The sequence below is a fragment of the Nocardia sp. NBC_01388 genome (genome assembly GCF_045040085.1).
In the GTDB taxonomy this organism is placed as follows: Bacteria; Actinomycetota; Actinomycetes; order Mycobacteriales; family Mycobacteriaceae; genus Nocardia.
Map to the genome: position 1 here is coordinate 2005161 of NZ_CP109553.1, position 24900 is coordinate 2030060.

27 protein-coding genes are annotated in these 24900 nt (G+C 67.9%); 14 read left to right on the forward strand and 13 right to left on the reverse strand.

Going from position 1 to position 24900, the window contains the following annotated elements; genetic code table 11:
* Window positions 1–39: 39 nt before the first annotated feature.
* Window positions 40–831 carry an ABC transporter permease gene (locus tag OG716_RS09285; protein ID WP_355122579.1) on the forward strand — a complete coding sequence of 264 codons (792 nt, stop codon included), beginning with the start codon at window positions 40–42 and terminating at the stop codon, window positions 829–831.
* A gap of 66 nt (window positions 832–897) precedes the next feature.
* Here the strand turns inward: OG716_RS09285 and OG716_RS09290 are convergent, their stop codons facing one another.
* Complete coding sequence (locus tag OG716_RS09290; protein WP_297617393.1) at window positions 898–1233, reverse strand: RNA polymerase-binding protein RbpA; 336 nt, start codon at window positions 1231–1233, stop codon at window positions 898–900.
* Between the two features lie 310 nt (window positions 1234–1543).
* On the opposite strand from OG716_RS09290, the gene OG716_RS09295 reads away from it, so the two are divergent.
* On the forward strand, window positions 1544–1870 hold the full coding sequence (locus OG716_RS09295; RefSeq protein ID WP_355121557.1) for a hypothetical protein: 327 nt from the start codon (window positions 1544–1546) through the stop codon (window positions 1868–1870).
* Here the strand turns inward: OG716_RS09295 and OG716_RS09300 are convergent.
* Window positions 1821–2864 (reverse strand): hypothetical protein, encoded by a 1044-nt coding sequence (locus OG716_RS09300; RefSeq protein ID WP_405137247.1) that lies wholly within the window; start codon window positions 2862–2864, stop codon window positions 1821–1823. The two genes, OG716_RS09295 and OG716_RS09300, sit on opposite strands and share 50 nt — an antisense overlap.
* A gap of 205 nt (window positions 2865–3069) precedes the next feature.
* Window positions 3070–3750 (reverse strand): M23 family metallopeptidase, encoded by a 681-nt coding sequence (locus OG716_RS09305; RefSeq protein ID WP_405137248.1) that lies wholly within the window; start codon window positions 3748–3750, stop codon window positions 3070–3072.
* Window positions 3751–3902: 152 nt separating this feature from the next.
* On the opposite strand from OG716_RS09305, the gene OG716_RS09310 reads away from it, so the two are divergent.
* A complete protein-coding gene (locus OG716_RS09310) occupies window positions 3903–4259 on the forward strand; it encodes an ArsR/SmtB family transcription factor (protein ID WP_405137249.1) in 357 nt (118 codons plus the stop codon).
* An 11-nt stretch (window positions 4260–4270) separates the two neighbouring features.
* Here the strand turns inward: OG716_RS09310 and OG716_RS09315 are convergent, their stop codons facing one another.
* On the reverse strand, window positions 4271–5260 hold the full coding sequence (locus OG716_RS09315; protein WP_405137250.1) for a glycosyltransferase family 9 protein: 990 nt from the start codon (window positions 5258–5260) through the stop codon (window positions 4271–4273).
* A 203-nt stretch (window positions 5261–5463) separates the two neighbouring features.
* Here OG716_RS09315 and OG716_RS09320 point away from each other — a divergent pair, with 203 nt between their 5' ends.
* A complete protein-coding gene (locus OG716_RS09320; protein ID WP_405137251.1) occupies window positions 5464–5814 on the forward strand; it encodes a hypothetical protein in 351 nt (116 codons plus the stop codon).
* A gap of 116 nt (window positions 5815–5930) precedes the next feature.
* Here the strand turns inward: OG716_RS09320 and OG716_RS09325 are convergent, their stop codons facing one another.
* The 5 genes from OG716_RS09325 to OG716_RS09345 form a co-directional block, all read right to left on the reverse strand.
* Window positions 5931–6278 (reverse strand): hypothetical protein, encoded by a 348-nt coding sequence (locus OG716_RS09325; RefSeq protein WP_405137252.1) that lies wholly within the window; start codon window positions 6276–6278, stop codon window positions 5931–5933.
* Window positions 6279–6463: 185 nt separating this feature from the next.
* The gene (locus tag OG716_RS09330; RefSeq protein ID WP_327139656.1) at window positions 6464–6799 is read right to left on the reverse strand and encodes a YnfA family protein; all 336 of its coding nucleotides are present in this window, start codon (window positions 6797–6799) and stop codon (window positions 6464–6466) included.
* Window positions 6800–6858: 59 nt separating this feature from the next.
* Window positions 6859–8076 (reverse strand): Dyp-type peroxidase, encoded by a 1218-nt coding sequence (locus tag OG716_RS09335; protein WP_405137253.1) that lies wholly within the window; start codon window positions 8074–8076, stop codon window positions 6859–6861.
* A complete protein-coding gene (locus OG716_RS09340) occupies window positions 8069–8638 on the reverse strand; it encodes a copper chaperone PCu(A)C (protein ID WP_405137254.1) in 570 nt (189 codons plus the stop codon). Before OG716_RS09340 ends, OG716_RS09335 begins: the two co-directional genes overlap by 8 nt.
* Window positions 8639–8986: 348 nt before the next feature.
* A complete protein-coding gene (locus OG716_RS09345) occupies window positions 8987–9538 on the reverse strand; it encodes a hypothetical protein (protein ID WP_405137255.1) in 552 nt (183 codons plus the stop codon).
* 109 nt (window positions 9539–9647) lie between these two features.
* Between OG716_RS09345 and OG716_RS09350 the strand changes: the two genes are divergently transcribed.
* The 3 genes from OG716_RS09350 (at window position 9648) to OG716_RS09360 (ending at window position 14333) form a co-directional block, all read left to right on the forward strand.
* Window positions 9648–10337: a response regulator transcription factor gene (locus OG716_RS09350; protein WP_355121534.1), complete on the forward strand. Its 690-nt coding sequence runs from the start codon at window positions 9648–9650 to the stop codon at window positions 10335–10337.
* 398 nt (window positions 10338–10735) lie between these two features.
* Window positions 10736–11680, forward strand: coding sequence for an ATP-binding protein (locus OG716_RS09355; protein ID WP_405139601.1), 945 nt, complete (start codon window positions 10736–10738; stop codon window positions 11678–11680).
* Between the two features lie 1333 nt (window positions 11681–13013).
* Entirely contained in the window at window positions 13014–14333 is a 1320-nt protein-coding gene (locus tag OG716_RS09360) for a DUF4153 domain-containing protein (RefSeq protein WP_405137256.1), read from the forward strand.
* A 180-nt stretch (window positions 14334–14513) separates the two neighbouring features.
* Here OG716_RS09360 and OG716_RS09365 read toward each other — a convergent pair whose 3' ends face one another.
* Complete coding sequence (locus tag OG716_RS09365) at window positions 14514–15413, reverse strand: TIGR03619 family F420-dependent LLM class oxidoreductase (protein ID WP_405137257.1); 900 nt, start codon at window positions 15411–15413, stop codon at window positions 14514–14516.
* Between the two features lie 84 nt (window positions 15414–15497).
* On the opposite strand from OG716_RS09365, the gene OG716_RS09370 reads away from it, so the two are divergent.
* From OG716_RS09370 to OG716_RS09390, 5 genes are all read left to right on the forward strand, one after another.
* Window positions 15498–16034: a sugar O-acetyltransferase gene (locus OG716_RS09370; protein WP_405139603.1), complete on the forward strand. Its 537-nt coding sequence runs from the start codon at window positions 15498–15500 to the stop codon at window positions 16032–16034.
* 177 nt (window positions 16035–16211) lie between these two features.
* Window positions 16212–18170, forward strand: a complete 1959-nt coding sequence (locus OG716_RS09375; RefSeq protein ID WP_405137258.1) for a CocE/NonD family hydrolase — start codon at window positions 16212–16214, stop codon at window positions 18168–18170.
* Between the two features lie 356 nt (window positions 18171–18526).
* Window positions 18527–19393 carry an NAD(P)H-binding protein gene (locus tag OG716_RS09380; RefSeq protein ID WP_405137259.1) on the forward strand — a complete coding sequence of 289 codons (867 nt, stop codon included), beginning with the start codon at window positions 18527–18529 and terminating at the stop codon, window positions 19391–19393.
* Between the two features lie 104 nt (window positions 19394–19497).
* A complete protein-coding gene (locus OG716_RS09385; protein WP_355121520.1) occupies window positions 19498–20292 on the forward strand; it encodes a helix-turn-helix transcriptional regulator in 795 nt (264 codons plus the stop codon).
* Between the two features lie 291 nt (window positions 20293–20583).
* Window positions 20584–21477 carry a fructosamine kinase family protein gene (locus OG716_RS09390; RefSeq protein ID WP_405137260.1) on the forward strand — a complete coding sequence of 298 codons (894 nt, stop codon included), beginning with the start codon at window positions 20584–20586 and terminating at the stop codon, window positions 21475–21477.
* A 13-nt stretch (window positions 21478–21490) separates the two neighbouring features.
* Here OG716_RS09390 and OG716_RS09395 read toward each other — a convergent pair whose 3' ends face one another.
* A complete protein-coding gene (locus tag OG716_RS09395; protein ID WP_405139605.1) occupies window positions 21491–21952 on the reverse strand; it encodes a phage tail protein in 462 nt (153 codons plus the stop codon).
* A gap of 285 nt (window positions 21953–22237) precedes the next feature.
* Between OG716_RS09395 and OG716_RS09400 the strand changes: the two genes are divergently transcribed.
* Window positions 22238–22624, forward strand: coding sequence for a VOC family protein (locus tag OG716_RS09400; RefSeq protein ID WP_405137261.1), 387 nt, complete (start codon window positions 22238–22240; stop codon window positions 22622–22624).
* Window positions 22625–22830: 206 nt separating this feature from the next.
* A complete protein-coding gene (locus tag OG716_RS09405; protein WP_405137262.1) occupies window positions 22831–23322 on the forward strand; it encodes a peptidylprolyl isomerase in 492 nt (163 codons plus the stop codon).
* Between the two features lie 87 nt (window positions 23323–23409).
* On the opposite strand, the gene OG716_RS09410 is transcribed toward OG716_RS09405, so the two are convergent.
* Window positions 23410–23904 carry a phosphoribosyltransferase gene (locus OG716_RS09410; protein ID WP_297617319.1) on the reverse strand — a complete coding sequence of 165 codons (495 nt, stop codon included), beginning with the start codon at window positions 23902–23904 and terminating at the stop codon, window positions 23410–23412.
* A gap of 222 nt (window positions 23905–24126) precedes the next feature.
* On the reverse strand, window positions 24127–24837 hold the full coding sequence (locus OG716_RS09415) for a metal-dependent hydrolase (RefSeq protein ID WP_355121512.1): 711 nt from the start codon (window positions 24835–24837) through the stop codon (window positions 24127–24129).
* Window positions 24838–24900: the final 63 nt, after the last annotated feature.

The window sequence follows — 24900 nt, forward strand, 5'->3', positions numbered from 1 at the left end:
GACAGGCAGCGTGAACCCGGCGGCGCCTCGCCCGTCCTGCTGCCCAGGGCCATTCGGGACAGCGCCATCGTCGCCTACCGCAATCTGCTGACCATCCTGCGCGTGCCGACGCTGCTGGTGACCGCCGCCATCCAGCCACTCATGTTCGTGTTCCTGTTCGCCTACATCTTCGGGGCGTCCCTGGGCGGCGGGCAGTACCGCGAATTCCTGCTGGCCGGAATCTTCACGCAGACAGTGGCTTTCAATGCGGCCTTCACCACCGTCGGCCTGGCCAATGACCTGCACAAGGGCATTATCGACCGCATGCGCACCCTGCCCATGTCGCGGCTGGCGGTGCTCATGGGCCGCACGCTGTCGGATCTGGTGGTCAATATTCTCGCCCTGGCGGTCATGGTCGGCTGCGGGTACGCGGTCGGGTGGCGGATCAATGGCGGGATCATCGATGCCGTCATGGCTTTCGCGGTGATCCTGCTGTTCGCCTTCGCCATGTCCTGGATCGGCGCGCTCACCGGGTTGCTGTCACCGAGCGTCGAGGTGGCCCAGAGCGCGGGCCTGATCTGGCTGTTCCCGGTGACCTTCATTTCCTCGGCGTTCATCTCGGGGGAGACGCTGCCGGGGCCGCTGCGCACCGTCGCGGCCTGGAATCCCATCACCGCCGTCTCGGCGGCCGGGCGCAAGCTCTTCGCCAACGGTTCCCCGCCCGGGTTCACCGCGGCCACGGGCTGGCCCGCCGACCACTGCATCGAGTACTCGGTGCTGTGCTCGCTCGCGATCCTCGCCGTTGCCGTGCCGCTGTCGCTGCTGCGCTACCGCAAGGTCGCCAGCCACTAGCAACACCACGAAACGAGCCCCTCTCCCGGATCGGGAAGGGGCTCGTTTCGTGTATGTCCGGCGGAATTACGCCCGGCGACGGCTCTTGATCAGATCCATCCGCTCCTGCAGGAGCTCCTCGAGCTCCTCCTTGCTGCGACGCTCCAGCAGCATGTCCCAGTGCGTGCGCGGCGGCTTCACCTTCTTGGGCTCCTGTGTGGTGCCCTCGAGCAGGATGCCCTCCTGGCCGTTGCGGCACAGCCAGGTCGGGGGGATCTCGGCGTCATCGGCGAAGGGAACATCGAATTCCTCGCCATTGTCCGTCCGGTACTTCGCCATCCGACGGGGAGCCAGGTCGTGGTCGCGGTCGGTCTCGTAGCTCACCGCTCCGAGCCGACTGCCACGGAGTACGCGATCTGCCATGAGTGCGGTCCCTTCTCGCCTATCGGCAACGTCTTGACTTCAGTTCAACGCTTCTACCTTGTGAACGCAGAAGCGCAGGCTTCCGTTCCCGTGGGGAGAACCCAGCCATTCTACTCTGTGTCTAATTTGCCTCCGCTTCGCTCCGGCGGTTCGGGGCCCTCGTAACCCGGTTCTTCCCTCCTCCGCTCCTCCGCTTCGCTCCTCTGCTCCGTCAGTCCAGAACCGGGCGGGCCCCGAACACCAGGGTTGTCCGCCCTTTTCGGCGTGCCACTCGCACGCAGCGCCCCGGTCGTCGCTAATGTCTCCGGTCATGTCGCGCCGCCTGACGCCGCCCTGCCAATGGTGTGGCAGAGAGATCGCCGATTCCGAGGTCGGGCGCCGTCGGCGCTATTGCCGCCAGTCCTGCCGGCAGCGGGCCTACGAGCATCGAAACAGTGTGAAGGGCACCGGTATTCCGGAGGATTCGGTGGTGCTGACGGCCGGGGAGGTCGCGGATCTGTCCGACCGCTGGTTCGCGGCCCGGTGTGCGGCCGAGGATGTGGCCACCGCCGTCGCCGAGGGCGCCGATTCCATCGAACTGTCCGATCTCACTGCGATATTGGTGAAGCTGACACGTGAGGCCGAGCGGTTGCGCTAGGCAGCTGCGTGGTGAGTGGCTCGCTCGAGGAACTGTCGCGGCGGTGCAGTGCGTAGACCAGGCCGGTGCCCGCCGCCACCACGGCGGCGACCGCGCCGAATCCGGTGAGGGTGGCGGCATCGGGGTGCGTGAGCGGCTGGGCGCGCAGTGCCTGCCACAGCAGCACCCCGAGCAGTCCGGCATACCCGAGGGCCAGGACCCAGATCAGGTCGGCGCGTACGCGTTCGGCACGCAGCCACGGCACCCGGGGCGCGAGTCGGGTCAGGACGAAGGCGGCCACGATCAGGATCTGGATGCCGTGCAGGCCGACAAAATGCGGGATGCGCAGATCGCCGCCGACGGTGCTCCAGTGCGTGACCGGTATGCCGCCGACCCCGTCGCGGACCAAGGGCCGGCCGTGCTCGACGGTGTGCCCGGCGGCCAGCTCCACCGGATGGCCGTAGGCGTCGGTGGTCTCCTGCTTACCGGTGAAACCCATGAGATAGCCCAGGCCCATTCCGACCACGGCGATCCCGAGTCCGGCGTGAATGGCGCGCGTGGTGGGCCGATCGGTGATGTGCTGCCACGAAAGTGTCAGTGCGATCACCAGATTCGCGACGAACAGGCCGGGCACGCCGGAGGCGAAGACCATCTGCCCGATGCTGTTGACCTGATCGGTCTGGGTATTGAAGTGGCTGAAGGTGCCGCGCGCGGCCTGGACGGCGATGAATCCGACATCCACGAAGGCGGTCAGGGCGAAGAGAGTGCCCATCCACCAGGTCAGCCGCTGCCCCCGGTGCGGGAAGGACAGTAGCCAGGCGAGCGTGCCGGTGTAGAGGGTGAAGGCGACGGCGAATTTGAGCGGTTTGAGCCAGACCGATTCGTGCAGCAGCATGCGATCGTCGAAGAGCATGGCGCACAAGGAGAATACGGCGAGCGCGATCATGGCGGCGGAGGTGACGAGCAGGGGGCGATGCAGCCGTCGAAGGGCGGGGGCGAGGGCAGCGGTGGTCATATCCCGACGTTATGGGCGCGATTGCGGCGGCCACGTCCCCCGAAGGTGTGGTTCGCACGTAGTACCCGAGTACTGCAACGGCCCCGTCCGGAGTGCTCCGGGCGAGGCTGTCAGCGTGCTCGTGGCGCACGGCCGCAGTGACAACCCCTCATCGATTGTCGTTGCGGCGCCTGAGCTTCGGTGTGCCGGTCGGCCCGGCGGTGTGTCAGCCGGCCTGGCCGACATCCATGCCGCGCCCGGCGAGCCAGGGCAGCGGGTCGATGGCCGAGCCCGGGGCGGTGTGCACTTCGTAGTGCAGGTGCGGTCCGGTGGAGTAGCCGCGATTGCCCACGGTGGCGATCTCGTCGCCGGCGCGCACCTGCTGGCCTGTCTGCACCAGGATGTCCTGCATATGGCCGTAGACGCCGATGGTGCCGTCGTCCTGCTGCACGCGCACCCACAGGCCGAAGCCGGAGGCCGGACCGGCCTCGATGACGGTGCCGTCGGTGACCGCGCGAATCGGCGTGCCGAAGCCCTCGCCGAAATCGATGCCGGCGTGCATGGCGCCCCAGCGGACCCCGAAGCCGGAGGTCAGCGGACCGCTCACCGGGCGAACGGTTTTCGGGCGGGCCTGTTCGATGCCCAGGTTCTTCAGGAAGTCGAGGACCTCCGGCGGCACGGTCTGCGGCATCTGCGCTTCGCGCGGGGTGAAGGCGGTGAACTCCGTGGTGTGGGTCGCGGCGACATTCGCGGCGACCGTATCGGTATTCGCATCGGCGTGCGGGTCGGCGGCGGCGAGCGCCGCCATGGAGGCGCCGACGACCGCGGTAACGGCTACTGCACGGGTGGCCGCCGCGCGGTACCGGCGGGCCTGACGGCTTCTGGATAACGGAACGGTTACGGGCATGGACCGAACGTACGGGAGGTTATAACCAGTCGAGAAACCGTGTAATCGCCGTCACGTCGACCTGAAAGCCCAGTTCGCAGGTTACGGGCAGGTAACGACACGCGGGTAATTGTGGTATGACCTCGGCGATGGGCCACTCGGCGTGTATTGACATGATCATCGGCGATGGACACCCTGTTCAAGTGGTCGCTAATGGAGTCGCGGTACTGAGCGCGCTTGCCGATCCCACTCGGCGGGCCATCTTCGAAGCGCTGCCACCAGGTCCGCGATCGGTCGGTGAGCTGGCCGCGGCCGTCGCGGTCACCAGTTCGGCGGCATCGCAGCATCTGAAGGTGCTGCGCGAGGCTCGCCTGGTGATGGTCCAGCCCGAAGGCAATCGGCGGCTCTACTGTCTGGACCCGCGCGGTCTGGCCGATGCGCGGGACTATCTGGAGCAGTTCTGGCCGAGTGCGATCGCGGCGTATTCCGCGGCCCTGTCGAATGCGCGCGCCGATATCGCGGAGACCTAGGGCGGAGCGATTCAGCCCACGCGCCGATAGGCCTGCTGCCCACGGCGATCCATGCCCGTGCCGGGCCAGGGGCGTTTGCGCAACTGTTTGTCGATGGCATTGACAACCTCGGGCACACCGATCTTCAGCAGACCCGGGTCCGGCGTGTCTCCCTGCGGATCGCCGATCTGCCCGGCCCAGAGCACGGCATGGCGACCCAATAGGTGGGCCGGCGGACCACTGCGGCTGGGCGGGGTGGGACCGAACAGCAGCACCGTGCGCGTGCCGAAAGCCGTTGCGAGATGGGCTACCCCGGTATCCCCGCACACCACGAGGGCGGCCTCGGCGACGGTGGCGGCCAATTCGATGAGGTTCTGCTGACCCGCGAGCACCCGGGCCGGGGCCAATCCGGCACGGGCCGCGACGCCGAGGGCGATATCGCGTTCGGTCTCATCCCCGGTGAGGACGACATCGCGACCCTGCACCAGCAGATGCCGTACCACCGCCGCGAACCGATCCGGCGGCCAGCGGCGCGCGGGTGCCCCCGCGCCGATGTGCACGACCACGCAGTCGCGATGGCTGGTGCTCGCGACCGGCGGCACCAGGCCCAGATTGCGGCGGTCGGCGCTGATGCCCGCGGTTTCCAGCAGATGGCACCAGCGGTCCACGTCGTGCATCTCGGCGGGCCAGTCCGGTCCGTCCAGATCCGGGAAGGCGGGATTGCGATAGGTCAGAATCTGTTCGGGCCGTGTGCGATTGAGTTCCACAATGCTCTCGGCGGTGGCGCTGTGCAGATTGACCACGAGTGCGGGCGGCGCACCGTCCCAGCGGATCGCGGCCGGGTCGGTGGTCGGCACCATCTCGTCGACCGAGGCGATCAGGTCCACAATGGGTTTGAGCCGGTGCGGTGCGGCGAGCGCGATATGGTCCCCGGGCCGGGCCCGGCGCAGTGCGCGTAGCGCGGGGACCGCGGTGAGGAGATCACCCAGTCCGCGTGCCCGCAGCACGAGTACAACCGCCACCTGCTTCTCCTGCCCGGTTACTGCCCGCAACGGGAAACTCTCCCTTCGGCGCAGAGAGTCACTGGAGGTGGACTACCCGGCCCGTGGGGGCGTGAAACTCCTTCGTGGGTAGGTCGTGAGACACATTCGTACCGCCCATCAGCTGCCTTTTCCGGTACTACCGCCTGTCGTTGACGAGTGCCGATCAACTACGGTGTGCAGTCATGGACTTCGTCTACAACCTGGTCGTCGTAGCGCATCTGCTGGGTATGGCGGCAGTGGTCGGCGGATATATCGCCGCCCAGCCGCGCGTCTCGGAACTGATGGTGTGGGGCGCGCGCGCCCAGCTCGTCACCGGCATCATTCTGGTCGGCATGGCCGAGTCGATCGGCTCGCTCGACAAGGACCTGAATATGCCGAAGGTCATCACCAAACTGGTGGTGGCGGTGCTGGTCGCGGGCTTCGCCGAAGTGGGCCGCGCCGATGCCAAGCGCGGCAAGGCGTTGCCGTGGATGACACATGCGGCCGGTGGCCTGGCGATTCTGAACGTTTTCATCGCCACGCTCTGGCACTGAAAAACTGGCACTGAAAAACTGGCACTGAGCGACCGGCACTGAGCAACTCGCCGAAACGATTGCCGCACAGGGTGCCTCATTGCACCCCGTGCGGTTCTGTCTGAGCGGGGCCGGGCCTACTCGCCGCCCGGTCCCGAGTCCGCTTGGCGGGCCAGCGATTTCGCGAGCTCGGCGGCGACAACGGCCTGACCCGCCATGGTCAGGTGAATGCGGTCGGCGCTGAGCCAGTCCGGGCGCAGGCGGGCGGGGTGCCCCCGGAATTCGACGAGAATGCCGTCGTGACGGGCCGCGGTCCGGCGCACGGCCTCGGCGAAGGCGGCGAAGCGGTGGCGCAGCGGTTGCAGCGGACCGGTGAAGGCATCGGCGAGGGTGAACAGGGCCAGGCGCGCGCCGGTGGCGGTCGCCTCCGTACACAGCCGGTCCAGATCCTGTTCCACGGCACCGAGATCGGCCTCGCGGCGCATGAGGTCATGCCGCCGCCAGGCTCGGCGACGAGAGCGCCATCTCGACCCCGCGGACTCTCGTCGACGCGCTGATCGGGGCGAATGGGTAATCGCCTCTGCGCGTGCAATTCTGCACGCACTGCCTCAGGCTGTGCCGCACCCCGTTGCGCATCGGATGCGCGAATGCACCGAGGCCACAGCCGGTTTCACGTTGAACGGGGCCCGTACATGATGAGCGCGACACCGGCCAGGCACACCAGCGCACCGGACACATCCCAGCGATCGGGCCGGAAGCCGTCGAATGCCATGCCCCACAGCAGCGATCCCGCCACGAATACGCCACCGTAGGCGGCGAGGATGCGGCCGAAGCTCGCGTCGGGCTGCAGGGTTGCCACGAACCCGTACAACCCCAGCGCGATGACTCCGGCGCCCATCCATTCCCAGCCGCGATGTTCGCGGACGCCCTGCCAGATGAGCCAGGCCCCGCCGATCTCCGCGACGGCGGCCAGTGCGAACAGCACGATCGAACGCAGCACGGTCATGCTGGTCACCCTAGAACCCGGCCGGGCCGCCCCTCATGGAAGGTCCGGCCGGGCCGGGGTTACCGGTCGAACACTTGCTGTCCCAGATATCCGCCGGGCGCCGGCACGCCGGGCGGGATGACGAAGACAGCCGAACCGACCGGTGTGGTCCATTGATTGAGCGCGTCGAACTCCGCGAGTCGCTGCTGCACCGGCAGGTATTGCGCATCGACATCGCGTTGACAGGACACGAACAGCAGACCCGAATTCGACACCTGGCCGGGCGCGGGCGCTTCGTCGTAGTTGTAACCACGACGCAGGAACCGCTCACCTTCGTGCGTGTGGTGGGCACGCGCGATATGCGAGGACGGCGGGATGACCGGAATGCCGTACTTGTCGACGGCGGCGAAATCGGGTTCGTCGAATTCCTGTGTGCCCGAGAGCGGTGCGCCGTTCGCATCGCGGCGGCCCAGGGTGATGGCCCGGCCGTCGGCATCGAGCTCGTCCCAGGTGTCCAGCTTCATGGCAATGCGCCGCAGCACCAGTGAGGTACCGCCCGCCAGCCACTGCTGCCGGGCGCCGTCATCCCAGACCAGGTGATCGAAATCGACTGTGCGCGGGGCGATATTGACCGTCCCGTCGATCTGCCCGAGCAGATTGCGCATGGTCCGGCCCTTGGCCGCATTGCGGAAACCGCGCTGCACCCACCGCACCTGCACCAGCGATTTCACATGCTTGGACAGCACCCGCACCGCATGCGACACCGTGGTGGTCTCCTCGGCGCAGATCTGCAGCAGCAGGTCCGCACCGGTGTAGGCCGGGTCGAGGCGATCGATGGTGAAGGGCGGCAATTGTTTGAGCCAGCTCGGGCGCCGGTCCTCGAGTCCGGCGACCGTGAACAGCTCCGGCCCGAACCCGACCGTCACCGTGAGCCGGGCGGGGCGTTGGGCCAGCTCCGGTTCGGTATCGGCGAGTGCGGGCTTGCCCTGGGTCAGGCGCGCGGCATCGTCGGTCCAGATCTTCAGCACGCCGATGATGTCCTCGCGCCCGACACCCGGCTTCAGATCGAAGCCGACGAAGGCCGCCGCACCCGGAGGTTCGGTATCGATGCCCGCCTGGTGCTGCCCGTAGAACGGGACGGTCTCCAGTGCGGGATCGGTGTGCTGTTCGCGATGGGTGAGAGTGGCCGCACCCCAGCCGATTCCCCCCGCCCCCGCGGCTCCGGCCACGGCGGCGCCCCCGCCCAGCAGACGCCGCCTGCTGAGCCGGGAGGGATGCGGTGTGGTCGGCTCAGCCACCGTGCGCGGGGCTCTCGGCGCCGCTGGCAGGGGCGGCGTAGTTCTCCTGACCGCCCGCGAAGTCACGCACCTGTGCGGTGACGGTCGTGGTGGAACCGTCCGAGAACACCAGCGTGATCCGGGTGTCGGAGCCGGTGCGCAGCGGCTGCTTCAGATCCATGAACATCAGGTGCTCGGCGCCGGGCTCGAGCGTGGCCGATCCGTGCGCGGGAATGGTGAGCCCACCCTCCTTGGGGCGCATGGTCTTATCGCCGCCGACGCCATCGGTGACGACCTCGTGGATCTCCACCCGCGCCGAGGCCGGGCTGGAGGCGGCGACCAATTGCACCGGGTTGTCACCGGCATTGCTGAGCGTGCCGAACGCGGCGGACATACCGCTGTCGGCGGCCTTGATCCACTGGTCGCTCATGGTCACCTTGTCCGCGGCCTGGGCGGTAGAGGTGGAGCCGGAATCGGAGGAACAGGCGACGGGGAGGACGGCGAGCGCCGAGACGGCGGCGACGGCCGTGAGGCGGCGCAGCACGCGGGGAGCGCGCAGGGGGCGCAGAACTGATGCGGACACGAAGAATCTCCGATCGATGAGGGGGAGGCAGCAGAACCCCGGACCGTGGTGTCGGCGGCCGCGAATCCGGTGTGCCGGATTCGACGTCAGCGCGACGTCAGTGCGACACACAGGGACAGCACAGCGACACAGCGGCAGTGCAACCGCACAGTGGCAGCGCACACGCGACGTGAGACGCACTGGTCGACCTGGCGAATCAGTTCGACAGCGAATCAGTCGGTCGTGATCGCGGACAAGGCGATTCGCGCCGAACGCGCACACCGGGCCGAATGTGAACACCGGTGGATGCGCAGGCGAAATGTGCCGATCTCGCGACCGTATGGCGTGCCTACCGGCAGCGCGGAGCTGTTACGCCGGTACGGGGTGAAGGAACGGGAGTGCGAACGCGGGTGGCCCGCGCCGCCCGATTCCAGGGCTGACCAGCAGTCGCCGCAGTACCGCCCGATCATCGGGAGTCGTCGTCCGCGCCTGGTGCGCGGGTGGTTCCGGCGCGATGCCCAGCGCCACGATGAATCGCCGCACACTCGTCACGGCCCGCCGCATTCCGGCCTCGGCGGCCCGAATGACCATGGCGCCGAACGGAATCGCCACCAGATGCGCGATCAGCATGATCGGCGAGGCCGCGTGATGATGATGCTCGGGCGACGTGGACAGCGCGATATGCCCGATGGCCTGTCCCGCGGCCAGCATGCCCATGAGCCAGATCAGCCCGTAGCGCGGCCGCAGCGAGGCGACAACCACGCCGATCAACCCGCACGCCGCGAACAGCAGCGCCAGCGACGATCCCTCGGGCGCGGCATTCCCGCCACCGAGTCCGTGCGCTCCGAGGGCCACGGCTCCGGAGGCTGCGCCGACGGCGGCACCACGCAGGCGCGCGGTGTGATCCGTCGGTGATGGCACCCGGTCATGCTAGTGCGCGGCCGGTGCGCGCCGGCGTTCAGCCCGGTCTCCACAAGATCTTCACAAGCGGTGCGAACCATCTCCACGCGCACTGCCTAGTGTCACCAGCATGGAAATCAGCCAGCAGGGCAGTGCGCGGCGGATTCTGGTGGTGGAGGACGAACCGACCATCGCCGAATCCATTGCCGCCCGCCTGCGCGCCGAGGGCTTCACCGTCGATCTGGCTCATGACGGTCCCGCCGGTGTCGCGGCCGCCGAGAAGCTGCACCCGGATCTGGTGGTCCTGGACATCATGCTGCCGGGTTTCGACGGCCTCGAGGTGTGCCGCCGTATCCAGGCCCGCCGTCCCGTGCCGGTGCTCATGCTCACCGCGCGCACCGATGAGACCGACATGCTGATCGGTTTGGGTGTCGGCGCCGACGACTATCTGACCAAGCCGTTCTCCATGCGGGTGCTCACCGCACGCATTCACGCCCTGCTGCGCCGTGTCGAACGCACCGCCGCTCCCGGCGCGACCATCATCGTGGGCGATCTGCGCATCGATGTCGATCAGCGCCGAGTCTGGCGCGCCGACGCCGAAACCCAGCTCACCCCACTGGAATTCGAGCTCCTTGTGCATCTGGCCCGCCGCCCGCGCGCCGTGCTGGCCCGCGACCGGCTGCTCTCGGAGGTCTGGGGATGGGCAGACGCCTCCGGAACCCGAGCAGTCGACAGTCACATCAAGGCGCTGCGCCGCAAACTCGGCGCCGACCTCATCCGCACCGTGCACGGCGTCGGTTACGCCCTGGAGGCGAGATGAGCCCGCAACCCTCCGTACAGGAGTCGCCTGCGCCGGACGGCGAGCTACCTGCCGCTGAGGGCACGCCGGCTCCCGGAGCCGAGGACACGCCGTCTCCCGGAGCCGACGCCGCTGACCGACCGGAAGCCCCGGCGGCTCCACCCGGTGCCTGGGCTGCCGATTGTGCGGCGCGCTCAACCGATACCGGGGTGCCCGCGCCTGACGGTGCGCTGGGTGCGCCCGATCGTGAGGTGCCCGCAACCGGCAGTGGGCCGCGCGCAACCGATGGTGGGGCGTCGGCAACGGTGTCCGGTTCGGCGAGGGAGCCTGCGGTGCGCCGGCTGGAGCTGGTGCGCGCGGCGGGCAATCGCCTCGCCGCGCGGTTGCCACGGCCGCTGGACCGGGTGCGGTCGATCAAGATGAAGCTGGCCATTCTCATGCTGGGGTCGGGGGCGGTGGCGTTCGGGTTCTTCGCCTCGCGCATCGGGTGGCTGCCACCGCGCACCACCGTGGCTGCGATGCTGATCGCCCTGGTGACTTCGCAGGTGCTCGCACACGGTATGACGCTGCCGCTGCGGGAGATGACCGCGGCGGCCAAACGTATGGCGCAGGGCGATTATTCGCGGCGGGTGCGGGCCACCTCCCATGACGAAGTGGGACAGCTGGCGGAGGCGTTCAATCAGATGGCCGCCGATCTGGGGGCCGCAGATCAGCAGCGCCGCGATTTCATCGCCAATGTGTCGCACGAATTGCGCACGCCCATCACGGCGTTGGGTGCGGTGCTGGAGAACCTGGTGGACGGTGTCGCGGAACCGGACCCGGCCACCCTGCGCACCGCGCTCGCGCAAACCGAACGTCTGAGCCTGCTGATCTCGGAACTGCTGGCCCTGTCCAGCATCGAAGCCGGCGCCGTGCGCCTGTACCTGGAGCACCTGCCGGTGGACCTGCTGCTGAAAGAGGTTGTCGCCGAAGCCGAAGTCATGGCCGCCGCCATCGACCGCCCCGTCCGCTTCATTATCGCCGCCACCCCCGGCCTGACCGTCCGCGCCGACCGCGCCCGCCTGCACCAGGTCCTGCTCAACCTCCTCGACAATGCCACCCGCCACGGCCCCGCCCACGGCGAAGTCCGCCTCACCGCCCACACCCTGCGCTCCCACACCGTCCTCGAAGTCCACGACGACGGCCCCGGCATCCCCATCCCCGAACGCGCCCGCATCTTCGAACGCTTCACCCGAGGCGGCAGCAGCGGCGGCGGCACCGGCCTGGGCCTGGCCATTGCCCGCTGGATAGTCGAACTCCACGGCGGCACCATCGCCGTCACCGCCCCCGGCTCCCGAATCCGCGTCACCCTCCCCAGCGCCTAACCCGTTCGCCCCGGCACCGAGCCCTTCCGCCCGGCAACACCCCACCCCATCCCACACCCCCGGTCGCCTTCGGCCCCCGGGCCATTCGCGCACGCCTACAGAAGGATCAGCCATGCCCGAGAACCCCATCCCCGCACCCGACCCCGAAACCCCACCCGCCCAACAACTACCCGGTCAGCACGCCTCCGACTATCAACTCCCCGATGACCAGACCCCTGTGGACGCCAGTCTCGCCCCCACACTCGACCAGCCCGGACCACCCACCCCATTCCACGCCGGCGACAGTGAGGGCTCCGGCGCTGCGCCGTTCGCCGAAACCTCGCCCGAGGTTCTCCCAGCCCCGCCCGAGACACTCCCACCCGGCGAATCGAGAACTGGCCGAACAGCGTCGGACGTACTTGCGTCGCCGGGGCTCTTGGCCTCCGGAACTCAACTGCTCGGCGGAGCGCAGTCTGGTCCGGTCGAGGTGCAGCAGCCCGATGAATCCGGCTCTGCGAGCGTTGAATTCGAGGTTGCCGCGATGCCGGGTTCGAGGGGTGTAGACATTTCCGAGAGTGGTGGTGCGGCACCGGCTAGCGGGTCCGTTCCGGTGTCGGAGGCAGTCCCGGCTCCCGGATCGGGGTCTGCGTCGGTGTGGTCGGCGAGCCCCGCGCCGGAGCGGGTGGCTGAGGTAACGATCAGAGGCGATGCCCTTTCGCCGGTGGGAGGGCCTGGGTCCACTGTCCCAGAATATCCGAGAAGGACTGTGCCGCTGCGTATTCCGCCGAGGTCGGCGATTGTTCCGATGCCGCGGGGGACGTTGCTCGCGGTCGGTGGGGCGGGGGTGGCCGCGGCGGTGCTGGTGCCGCTGGATCGTCCGGGGATCGGGTGGGTGCTTGCGGGGTGTGTGACTGCGGGTGCGGTGTGGGTGGTCGATCGGGTCGGGCGGCGGGATGCGGCTGCTGAGGCTCGAGAAACCGCAGGTGGCATCACTGCGACGACGGCGGATGCGGCTTCGGGGGGCTCGGGGACTGCCTCGGGGGCGGCTGATCGCGGAGATCCGCCGGTCGTGGCGTCTGAGGCTCGGGAAAATGCTGGTGGCACCCCCTCAGTGCAGTCGGGTGAGGGGTCAGCGGCGGCCTCGGGGCGTGCCGCCGCTGGGATGTCTGAATCCGGCGGTGGGTCGTGGGAAGACGCTGGGTGGTCCCGAAGGCGGCGGTATCGGGGCGCGAGGCAGGCGCAGCGGGCGGGGTCGGAAGGTTTGCCTTCACTCGAGCAGCGGCGTGGCGAATTCATTGCTGATGCTGATGCTGATGGGTCGCATGCCGATAGGTCGGACGATTTCCTTGCGGATGTGTCGCACGGATTGCGTGCGCGCCTGGTGGATGTGCCCTCGTCGCGGATGTGGTGGGGTGCGCTGGCGCTGGGGTTGCTGGGGGTCGGTGTGTTTCGGGCTGCGCCTTGGTTGTTCGTGCTGTGTGTGCTCGGGGCGGGGGTGGCCGGATCGTTTGCCGCGGTGGGGCGGCGGTCGGTGTTCGGGGTGTTCTTCGACATGGTGGCGGTGCCCTGGGCTGCGGTGATGTCGGTGCCGTGGCTGTATCGGGGAGTGGGTCGCGGGACGGGGAGTCGTCGGGTGGGGGCTCGGGTGTGGTGGTCGGTCGCGGCGACCTTGGCGCTGCTGCTGGTGTTCGTGCCGCTGCTGGTGGGGGCGGATCCGGTGTTCGCGCGATTGGTCGATGCCGTGGTACCGGCGCTGGATACCGCGCTGCTGGTGCAGTGGGGATTCGTATTCACGATCGCGGGCTTGGGGGTTGCGGGGGCGCTGTACGTGCTGGCGGGTCCGCCTCCGGCGGCGGACGGGCCGTCGCGGGTGACCGGCTGGATGGATCTGGTGATTGCCGGCGGTGCGGCGGCTGTGCAGGAGCGAGGCGCGGAATCGGTTGCGGCGCCGCGTATTCGGCGACTGTCGCGGACCGAATGGGGTTTGCCGATGGGTGCGCTGACCGTCTTGTTCATGGTGTTCGTGGGCACGCAGCTGGCGGTCCTGTTCGGCGGCGACGGGTATGTGCAGCGGACGGCCGACCTGACCTATGCGGAGTACGCGCGCAGTGGGTTCTGGGAGCTGTCGATGGTCAGCATGCTGACGCTCGCCGTGATCGCGGTGGTGCAGCGGTGGGCGGCGCAGCACTCGGCGGGGGATCGGCTGTGGCTTCGGGTGGGAGTGACCTCGGTCAGCGTGCTGACGCTGGTGATCGTGGCGTCCGCGCTGCATCGCATGTGGACCTACCAGCAGGCGTACGGATTCACGGTGCTGCGACTGCTGGTGGAGGTGTTCGAACTGTGGATCGGCCTGGTCTACCTGCTGGTGCTGGCCAGCCTGGTGCGATTGCGCCGGGAATGGGTGCCTCGGGCGGCAGCGGGCGCGGCACTGGCCACCCTGCTGGTACTGGCGGTGGTGAATCCCGAGCGCCTGGTCGCCGACCGCAATATCGATCGCTGGCAGGCGGGCAAGACCCTCGACTCCGGCTACCTCGGCAGGCTCTCGACCGATATCCTGCCCGCCCTCGACCGCCTGCCCGCACCGCAGCGCGACGAGATCACAAAGGACGTCCGCGCCGGGCTCGACCGCGATACCTGGCAGGGCTGGAACCTGTCCCGATCCTCCGGTCGCTGAGGCTCGCCGGGCAATCCCGGTTCATTCGGCCGTTGACCGTCGCCGAACGCGTCCGATCACCCGGCGGCCGAGGCTCGCTCCCGGAACGAAACCTGCTGCCGCAGCATCGATTTGCCCGTCACTGAGCACTTCGCTCAGTGACGGGCGCTGGGGTCGATTGCCCGGGTGACCGCCCGCAGTTCACCCGCGCAATCGCCCGAGCAGTTCGATGGCGGCAGCGAGCATGCCGTCCACCGAATCGGTGAGGTACATCAGGTCGACGAACACATCGTCGAATCCGGTTTCGGCGACGACCTGTTCGATGGTGTCGGCCACCTGCGATACCGAGCTGCCGGGCGCGACATTCACCCGCAGAATCGTGTGAATGCCCTCCGGGTCGCGCCCGGCGGCCACCGCGGCCTTGTCGATGATCGCGCGCATCCGCAGCAGCCGCGCACCCCACCCCGGCGGCCCGGGCACCGGAACCACCGGCAGCCAGCCCTCGGCCCGCTGCCCGATTCGCGCCAGCCCTGCCGCACTGAACGCGCCCAGATAGATCGGCGGCCGGGGCCGCTGCACGGTCTGCAATTCACTGCGATGCTCGCGCACCGAGACGAAACGCCCCTCGTGCCCGGCCGGATCAGTGGTCCAGATGGCTTCCAGGGCATCGAGAGTCTCATCCAGCCGCGCCCCGCGATGGGTGAAGGGCACCCCGGCCGCCTCGTATTCCTCCGGCGACCACCCGATCCCGAAGCCGGGCACCAACCGCCCGCCGCTCACCACATCCAGGGTGGTCAGCGAGCGCGCCAGCAGGGCGGGCCGATACAGCGGTGCGATAAGCACATTCGTGCCCAGCCGCACCCGCTCGGTGACCGCGGCCGCGAGCGCGAGCACCAGGAACGGATCGAGAATCGCATTGAATTGGTCCGGAATGGTGTCCTCGCCGCCGTATCCGACCGTCGGGTTCGTCGCGGCTATGAGCCGATCCCCGACCCACAGGCTGTGCGCCCCGGCCTGTTCCACCGCCGCCGCGTAGCGCATCACCTGATCGCCCTGGGAGGCCTGAGTGCCGAACTGGGGGAGCGAGAATCCGATCTTCACTTCACTGTTGATACCAGACGCCGGGCTGCCCTCGCACAGTCCGGCATTCGGCAGGATGGAGGCGTGGGAGAACACAAGGACCGCATGCTGCGCGGCGAGCTCTACCGCGACAACGACCCCGAACTCGTCGCCGAACGCCGCCACTGCCAGGAGTTGCTGGACGCATTCAATGCCACCGGCGCAGGGCAGGAGCAGCAGCGGCACGCCCTGCTCACCGATCTGCTGGGGGCGATCGGGGAGGGCTCCTGGATCATGCCGCGCTTCCAATGCGATTACGGGCATCTGATCCGGCTGGGGGACAACAGCTTCCTCAACTACGACGCCATCGTGCTCGATTGCGCGCCGGTGACCATCGGCGATGACGTGTCCATCGGCCCGCGTGCGCAACTGCTCACCGCACTGCATCCGATGGCGGACCACGAACTGCGCAGGCAACGCTGGGAGAGCGCCGCGCCCATCGTGATCGGTGACAATGTGTGGCTCGGCGGCGGGGTGATCGTCTGCCCGGGAGTGGGCATCGGGTCGAATACGGTGGTCGGTGCGGGCAGTGTGGTGACTCGTGATCTGCCGGAACGGGTGTTCGCCGCGGGCAATCCGGCGCGGGTGATTCGCGCGCTCTGACCGTGAGCTGGGGGTTGCGAGAATCTCTGTCCCGCAACGCCTTGTGTATTGGTCGATTGCACAATCGGGCAGCAGGAATTCGGACGCGCTGCCGTAGTGACAGCGCCGCAGAAATCCCTTACCGTCTGAGACAATGGGCTCGCATGCTGGTGAGCCACCTCGGCAAAGGAGCCGAACATGTCGCCTTCGCAGGAATCCGCCTCCGCTTCGGCCGCACTGGGCGCACCCGGCGCCGCACTGCCGCCCAATGCGCGCTTCACACTCGGACCGGCCCGCTACCCCCGGATTCAGGTGGATCGGGGGATCGGAATCCGCTTGAGCGACGGCACAATTCTTTCCGCCGACATCACCCGGCCCGCCGATCGGCACGGCAGGGCCGTCACCGAGGGACTGCCCGCGGTCATCACCCTGAGCCCGTACAACAAGACCTTGATGACGCGCGCCAACCCGCTGATCAACCTGGTGTCAGCGCTGGGCCCGCTGGTCTACCGCGCGGTCCCGCCCTCCGCACACGGGCGTGCCGGCGGCCGGGAGATGCTGCGCGCACTCGGCGGCGGCGCGCTGGAATCGATCCGCGCCAACCGCACCCTCATCTCCCGCGGCTACGTCCACGTCGCGGTGGATGTGCGCGGCACCGGAACCTCCACCGGCCGACTGGAACTCATGTCCGCGCGGGAACAGCGCGATCACCTGGAAGTCCTGGAGTGGGTGCGCACTCAGTCCTGGTGCAATGGCGACCTCGCCATGACCGGCATCTCCTACCTCGCCATCACCGCCCTGCAAACCGCCGGACACCGCCCCGAAGGGCTGAAAGCGGTCTTCGCGCTGGTCGGTTCGGAGGACCCGACCCGCGACCTCATGCTCACCGGCGGCACCCAGTCCACCTTCAATCTGGCCTGGATCGCCGCCGTCAACGGCACCAAATGGCTGCCCTCGGTGCCCGGACTGGTGAAAACCGGTGCCGTCGGCCAGTTTCTGCGCGATCGCCTCGCCAGCCCCTTCACCCGGCTGCCCGACGTCGCCGGAGCACTGCTGTCCGATCAGCACCATCAGCACTTCTACGATGACGAAGCCACCGACCGGCGACCGCAGCTGGAGAATGTCACCGCCGCCACCTGGATCCACGCCGGTTGGCACGACGTCTTCGTGCGCTCCGCACCCGGCCTGCACCAGCGACTCCGACTGCCCGCCGGCGCCGCACAACTCGTGGTCGAGGACAGCTATCACGTCGGACCCGGCACCGGATTCGGCTCCGCCGGCCACCCGCAGCGCCTCGACGAACTGCAGTGCGCCTTCTTCGACCGCTGGGTCAAAGGCATCGACAACGGGATAGACGAATACGGGCCCGTCACCGTCCGCCAGCTCGGCGGCGGCTGGGTCAGCCGCGACACCTTCCCGCACCCCGACGCCCGCGTACACCAGTGGTACCTGTCCGCCGCGCCCAGCGGCGCGGCCGCACACGCCGCCACCGACGGCTCCCTGACCGACACACCCGACCGCTATCCGGGCCGAATTCGCATGCCGCGCAAGCGACCCGGCATCACCTCCCAGACCAGCAGCTGGATCCTGATGGGGCTGCCCACCCTGCTCGGCCGCGACTGGGCCGTCGACGACCGCGCACACGAGGCCGCGGCCGTCACCTTCACCAGCGCGCCCCTACCCGAAGACCTGCTGCTGTCCGGCCCCCTCAACCTGCGCCTGCGGGTGATCGCCAGCGGCACCGACGCCTTCTGGGCGGTCACCATCTGCGATGTCTCCCCGGACGGTTCCTCCGCGGTCATCGCCCGCGGCGCCCTGCGCTCCAGCCGCCGCGCCGTGGACGAGGGCACAAGCCATTACGTCGACGGCCAACTCCTGACCGCGGACCACCCGCTGACCGCCGCCACCGTCCTTCCCGTCCAGCCCGGCACCCCTCACAACCTCGACATAGACATCACCCCCACCGAAGCCGTTCTGCACGAGGGCCACCGCCTGCGAGTAGCCATAGCCCGCACCAGCTGGCCCCGCTACTTCCTCACCCCGGTCGTCTCCCGCCACATCAAAGACCAGGCCATAGTCCTGGACCCCCGCCACCCCAGCCTCCTGACCTTCCTCGCCGCCCCCGCCACCCTCGAGGAACCACCCGCCTCGGCATAACAAGCACCCCCGAAGTGCACCCACCCACCGACTTCATCGCCGAGAGGGCTCTGGTGGAGGCGACCCACCCCACCCCGCACCACGCCACCGTCAGAGCCCTCTCGATGAAGCCGGATCGGCCCTCGCTGATGTGCGTGCCTGTTCCTCGGTGATGTGGCCTCGGCCGAGGTCCCGCCGTTCCTGCGGAAGGACAGAGTGATGCGGTCGCGAGGTTCCGCGCGACGATCACCCGCACACATCTGAGGTGACTTCGGCCGAGGCGAGGTCGCCACGCGCGGTGGGGCGGCATGCCGACCGATTGTGCGGCGGCGGTGAAAGGGCCTGTGGCGCAACGGTGCGGGCCGTACCGTTGGATGATGGAACCGGTACTCGTCACCGGTGCCGCCGGGGGACGGCAGGGCTCGACCGGGCGGCACCTCACAGCGCAACTCCTCGGGCGCGGCATCCCCGTGCGCGCCCTCGTGCACACCGATGACGAACGGGCCATGGTGCTGCGCGCCCTCGGCGCGAACGTCCTGGTCGGAGACCTTCGCGATATCGCGTTCACCCGCGCGGCCATGGACGGGGTGCGTGCCGCCTACTTCACCTACCCGGTCATCGACGGACTGCTCGATGCCGCAGGCGCTTTCGCCGTCTGTGCCCGCGAAGCCCGGATCGAGCGGGTGGTCGCCGTCTCCCAGCTCGCCGCCGGACCGCAGGCGCTCACCCCGCGCATGCGCCAGCACTGGGTGGCCGAACAACTGCTCGATTGGGCGGAGGTCGGCGCAATCCACCTGCGCGCGGCCGTCTTCTACGAAAATCTCGCCCGCATCGCCGATACCGGGGACCCGGCCACCCTCACCCTGCCCATGGGCTCCACGCACACCGAACTCCCGCTCGTCGCCGCGAGCGATGTGGCCCGCGTGGCGGCGGGCCTGCTCAGCGACCTCGACAGCACATCCGAGCCGGTCCTGCTGCTCACCGGCGACGTCCAATCCATCGGCGCCGCAGCCCACACCCTCGGCCGCACGTACCGCGATACCGACCCCGAAACCTGGCGCCGCTGGGCCCTCGACGTCTACGGCAGCCCGCATGCGGCCGAACACCTCACCAAACTCTGGGAGATCTTCCGGCTCCTCGGCGAAGGCACCGGGCTCTATCAGGTGACCCCTGCCATCCAGCAGTACGGCGGACACCCGCCGATCACCCTGGCGGACTTCGCCACCCACCGCCCGGGCCACTGAACAGCGGATTCGATTCGCACAGATTCCACAGCAGATCCCGAGGTACTCCGCGCATTACCTGACGGGTAATGGTTTGCGGTGCCGCGGATTCGTACGATCAACGCATGCGTACACAGACTGCCGGCGATCTCCTGCGGCACTGGCGAGTCACGCGGCGACTCAGCCAGCTCGAACTCGCGGGGCGGGCCGAGACCTCGACTCGGCACCTCAGCTTCATCGAGACCGGGCGGGCCACACCCAGCCGGCAGATGGTGCTGCACCTGTCCGACGAGCTGGAAATCCCACTGCGGGAACGCAATCGGATGCTGCTCGCCGCCGGATACGCACCCGTCTACGCCGAACCGGAACTGGATACCCCCGCCATGGAACCGGTGCGCAGCGCCATCCGGCAGATTCTCGCCGGGCACGAACCACATCCGGCGCTGGCCGTCGACGCCGGCTGGAACATGGTCGACGCCAATGCGGGCATCGCGCTGTTCCTGGAAGGCGCCGACCCGCGACTGCTGGAAGCACCCGTCAACGCGCTGCGCCTGAGCCTGCACCCGGACGGACTGGCCGGCCGCATCATCAACCTCGCCGAATGGCGCGGGCACCTTTTCGAGCGACTGCAACGGCAGATCGACGTCAGCGGCGCCCCCGAATTGATCGCGCTACTACAGGAATTGCGCGGCTACCCCGGCGGCGAAGAATCCCCGGGCCTGCCGGACCCGGACCAGGCCGTCGTCCCCATGCGCTACCGCTACGACGGCCACGACCTCGCCTTCATCAGCGTCACCACGGTATTCGGCACACCCATGAACGTCACCGTCGCCGAACTGGCGATCGAAGCCTTCTTCCCCGCCGATGCGGTCACCGCGGCACTGCTGCGCGAGCGCATCGCCATCCGCGCCGACTCCTAGCAGCGTCATGCGCCACCCCGAGGGTCATGCGCCACCCCGAGGTGCTGTTCGCCCCGGCGGGCCGATGCGGTGTGGTGATTCCGGCGTCATTGATTCGACAGGGGCTGAGCGCACCACAGTTGTGGCGAGATCCGGCCTGAGCGGTCAAAATCCCGGGTGGGGCGGTAAAAATTGCCGCCGTCCTTCGATCTTTGACCGCTCAGGCCGATCGCGGGTCTCGACGCGCCCGGATTCATACCGGGCAGCTCAGACCGGAGTCAGCTGAGTCGAAGTCCGACACAATGTGTATTCATGGATGTCGCCGCGCGCCTATGCGAACTCACCGGTGTGCCGGTGGGCCGATTGACCAGCCTCGGACGACACCATGCCTGGACCCTGTACCGCGGCGAACTGGCTGACGGCCGCTCGGTATTCGTGAAGGCAGCTCCGGATGATGCCGAATCTTCCGATCAACCCGATTCGGACGTTGAGTTGTTCACGACCGGGGGAGTGTTCGCGGCAGAGGCGGCCGGCCTGCGCTGGCTGGCCGAAGCCGATGCGGCGATCGTCCCGCCGGTGATCGCCGATGACGATCGCATGCTCGTATTGCCGTGGCTGGCGCCGGAATCCGCGTCACCGGCCGCCGCCGCACAGTTCGGCCGCGCGCTGGCGGAATTGCACGGCAGCTCGCCGGCCACCTACGGCGCACCCTGGCCCGGCTTCATTGCCACACTGCCGCTGGACAATTCACCGACCGCGGGGGAGTGGGGGAGCTGGTATGCCGAACGGCGACTGGCTCCGTACCTCCCGGCCGCCGCGCAACACCTCGGCCGCGACGGTATTCGGCTGATCGAACGGGTCATACAGCGCATCGGTCACCTGTCCGGTCCGCCGGAGCCGCCGAGTCGTATTCACGGGGACCTGTGGTCGGGCAATGTGCACTGGTCCGGTCAGCGTGCGCTGCTCATCGATCCGGCCGGGCACGGCGGGCATCGGGAGACCGATCTGGCCATGCTCGCACTCTTCGGCGCCCCGCACCTCGACCTGATCCTCGCCGCCTACCGGGAGTCCGCACCCCTGGCTTCGGGCTGGCGGCAACGCATTCCGCTGCATCAACTACATCCGCTGCTGGTACATGTGGTGCTGTTCGGCGGTTCGTATCGCGGGATGTTGCTGGCGGCCGCGGCCTCGGCGCTCGCTGCTTAGCCGCGGGCCGGGATCAGTATTCGTTCTTGATCACGAAGTAGGAGCCGCGAATCGTTCCGGCCAGCTTCGACTTCTGCCGCGCGAATTTGAACTTCGAGAGTTCCTCGGGGATTTCCATCCCATCGGAGAGCTTGAACCCCACCGCGCGCTTGCCGTCGTCGTCGACCGTGTACATCACGTTGATCGACAGGCCGCTCTCGTAGAAGACGTAGGCCAACTTGATGTTCTCCACCTGGAAGGCCGCCGCCTCGAGCGGGGGAGAGGCGATCACGATGCCGCGTTCCTTCTCGAGGATGTTGCGGATCCACTCGATGGTCGATTTCGCCTTGTCGGCGGGCTCCACTGTGAAGACATGGTCGTACTTGTTCTTGAAGTACCGGGCCTCGTTCGCCCGCAGGCCGGCGAGCGCATCCGCGACCGGCGACGATTCCAGTCCGACGGTCGAGACATCGGTGAAATCCACGGCATAAGACATGTCGTATCCCTCGGTCCGCAGGTTCATTTACATCCCTGAACGCATCCGTTCCGACACTACAACCTCGCTACCTGAGCGGTCGGTAACCATCGATGCCTTTCGGCCAGGACCAAGCAGTCGGATATATATCATGTGAACATGGAAATATGCGCATCTACGCATGTGATGCCCCAGTGTGTCGGGAGAAGTCGCCAGCGAGGCTAGGCGTCAGAAAGGCAGCCTGGGGGAGAGGGGGTGCCGCCTGGTTGCGGCTGCATGTCGGTGCGGTCGGCTAACGTCTGGCGCGTGGAGCTGAAGCGAATCCATCATGTCGCGGTGATCGCGTCGGATTACGAGAAGTCGAAGGCGTTCTATACCGAGGTGCTCGGGCTGCGCGTGCTGGCCGAGAACTATCGAGCCGAAAGACGTTCGTACAAGCTGGATCTCGCGCTTCCGGATGGTGGACGGCTGGAGTTGTTCTCGTTCCCGGATTCGCCGCCGCGGCCTTCGCGGCCGGAGGCGGCCGGCCTGCGGCATCTGGCCTTCGTGGTGGCGGATGTGGGGGAGGCGCTGGCGGAATTGGCAGCCCAGGGCGTTCGGGTGGAGGAGGTGCGGGTTGACGAGTACACGGGGAAGCGGTTCGGATTCTTCGCCGATCCGGACGATCTGCCGCTCGAGCTGTACGAGGCGTGAGGCCGGCGGTGACTCCCACCGAAAGCCTTGCGATTAGTTAATGGAAATATGCGCATCTATGCATGTGCTCACTTGTGAAGTAGCTCCGTGAAGTCACCTACCGCGAAACGTCTTGTCCCACATCAATCACCCTTTCCGCATCGAGAAGGAAGGGCCGGTGGATGCCGGGCGGTCGCCCGGTTTCGGGCTCCCATACGATGGGCGACATGACCACAGTGCTCCTGAAGACCTCCGCCGGGGATATCACCCTGGAACTCGACGAGGCCAAGGCGCCGAAGACCGTCGCGAACTTCGTCGACTACGTCAAGGCGGGCCACTACACCGATACCGTGTTCCACCGGGTGATCCGCGGTTTCATGGTGCAGGGCGGCGGAATGACCGCCGATATGAAGCAGAAGCCGGCCCCGAACAAGGTGGAGAACGAGGCGAGCAACGGCCTGCGCAACGACAAGTACACCGTTGCGATGGCTCGCACCAGCGACCCGCATTCGGCCAGCGCGCAGTTCTTCATCAACTCCAGCAATAACGACTTCCTGAACTACCCGGGCCAGGATGGCTTCGGCTACACCGTGTTCGGCAAGGTTGTCGACGGCATTGCCGTCGTCGACGCGATCGAGGGTGTGCGGACCGGCTCCAAGTCCGGCCACCAGGATGTGCCGGTGGACGCCGTCACCATTCTGTCCGCCGAACTGGTCTGACGCTTTTTCCCAGTAGAACGAGAACGCGCCGGGTTCGATGATTCGAACCCGGCGCGTTGCTGTCTCTCTACAGGCGGCAGCCCGGGGTCAGGCGTCGAGGACGCGGACCGCGCGCTTGACGACGGGCGGCTGCACGGACCACGGGAAGTTGATCCAGCGGTCGGTGTGCTTCCACACGTATTCGCAGTTCACCTCCGAGCGCGGCTTCTCGTAGATGACCGCGCAACGCACCTCCGCGACATGGTCTTTGCAGAAGTCGCGCACCAGTTTGAGCGTCGCGCCGGTATCGGCGACATCGTCGGCGACGAGTACGGTCGCGCCGGTGAGGTCCACGGCATTGGGTACCGGCGGCAGCATGACCGGCAGGTCGAGCCGCTGGTCGACGCCGGTGTAGAACTCGACATTCATGACGTGCAGGTTTTTCACGTCGAGGGCGTAGCCGAGCGAGCCGGCGACGAAGAGTCCGCCGCGCGCGATGGACAGGATCAGGTCGGGTTCGAAGCCGTCGTCGGCGATCTGCTGTGCCAGCTCCCGGCTGGCGTCGCCGAACAGTTCCCAGTCGAGTTCTTCGCGATCGCTCATTCCGCCTCCATCCGTTTCATACACCTGACCAACGGATCATACGAGCACGTCAGGACTGTGCGGTTGGTATCCGCCGAGGGTGGGCGGAACGTCCGGGAATGTGGGCCGCCGCAGGCTCGGGGAGGGCAGGCCGAGGTGTGGATGCGGGCCCGGCGCACTGCGGAACAGTCCGGGTTTCCGGGGACGTGGCCCCGGAATTCCCTTGTCACCCTTGGTGAGTGATCACGGTTGATGGGTGATGGTGTACCAGAGCAGGGCCATGGTGCCGAGCGCGAAGATCGGTACCAGGACGAACGTCTCCATCCAGTTGCCGGTGCGCTCGATGATGGGGATCCGGGTGCGGATGCGCAGCGGCCACAGCAGCCGGCAGCCGCGATCGGTGAGGCAGTCGCCGACCAGGTGTGCGAAGGAGCCCAGGCCGACGGAGAAGGGCAGCCAGAGGGGTTTGTCGCTGATCCAGTGGTCGATGGCGAATGTGCCGCAGGTGGCGAGGATTACGACGGTGACCCAGGCCTTGGCGCCGTCGCCGGTGGGTGCGAGATTGAGCGCCCGGATGGCGAGCGCGAGCAGGAAGAAGACCAGCCCCAGCGTGAAGTAGCGGCCGAGCCAGTGTTCACCGGCCCAGGTGCCGTAGGTGACGGCGGCGACGAAGGCGAAGGAGTGCGTCGCATGCCGGTGTCCGCCGGACACTTTCGAGATCACTTTGCAGGCGGCGTGTGAAACCGGGCCCAGCACATGGGAGATGGTGCCGTTGGGGTGGTCGGCGTCGGGCAGCAGGGCCGCGCCGGCGGTGAGGAAGGTACCCATCACGAGGTCGACGGGCCGGATCTGCCCGGATTCTATTGCGGGATAGGTCAAAACGGTGAGTGGTAATGCTGCGGCGGCTGCTGACCAGGCGAGCGCGCCACTAGTTGCATGTGAATGTCCTAGCACCGATCGAAGGTTAGCGGATGGAACTGGGCTTTCGTTCAGGGTGACGTGCGCCGAGGTGCGTTG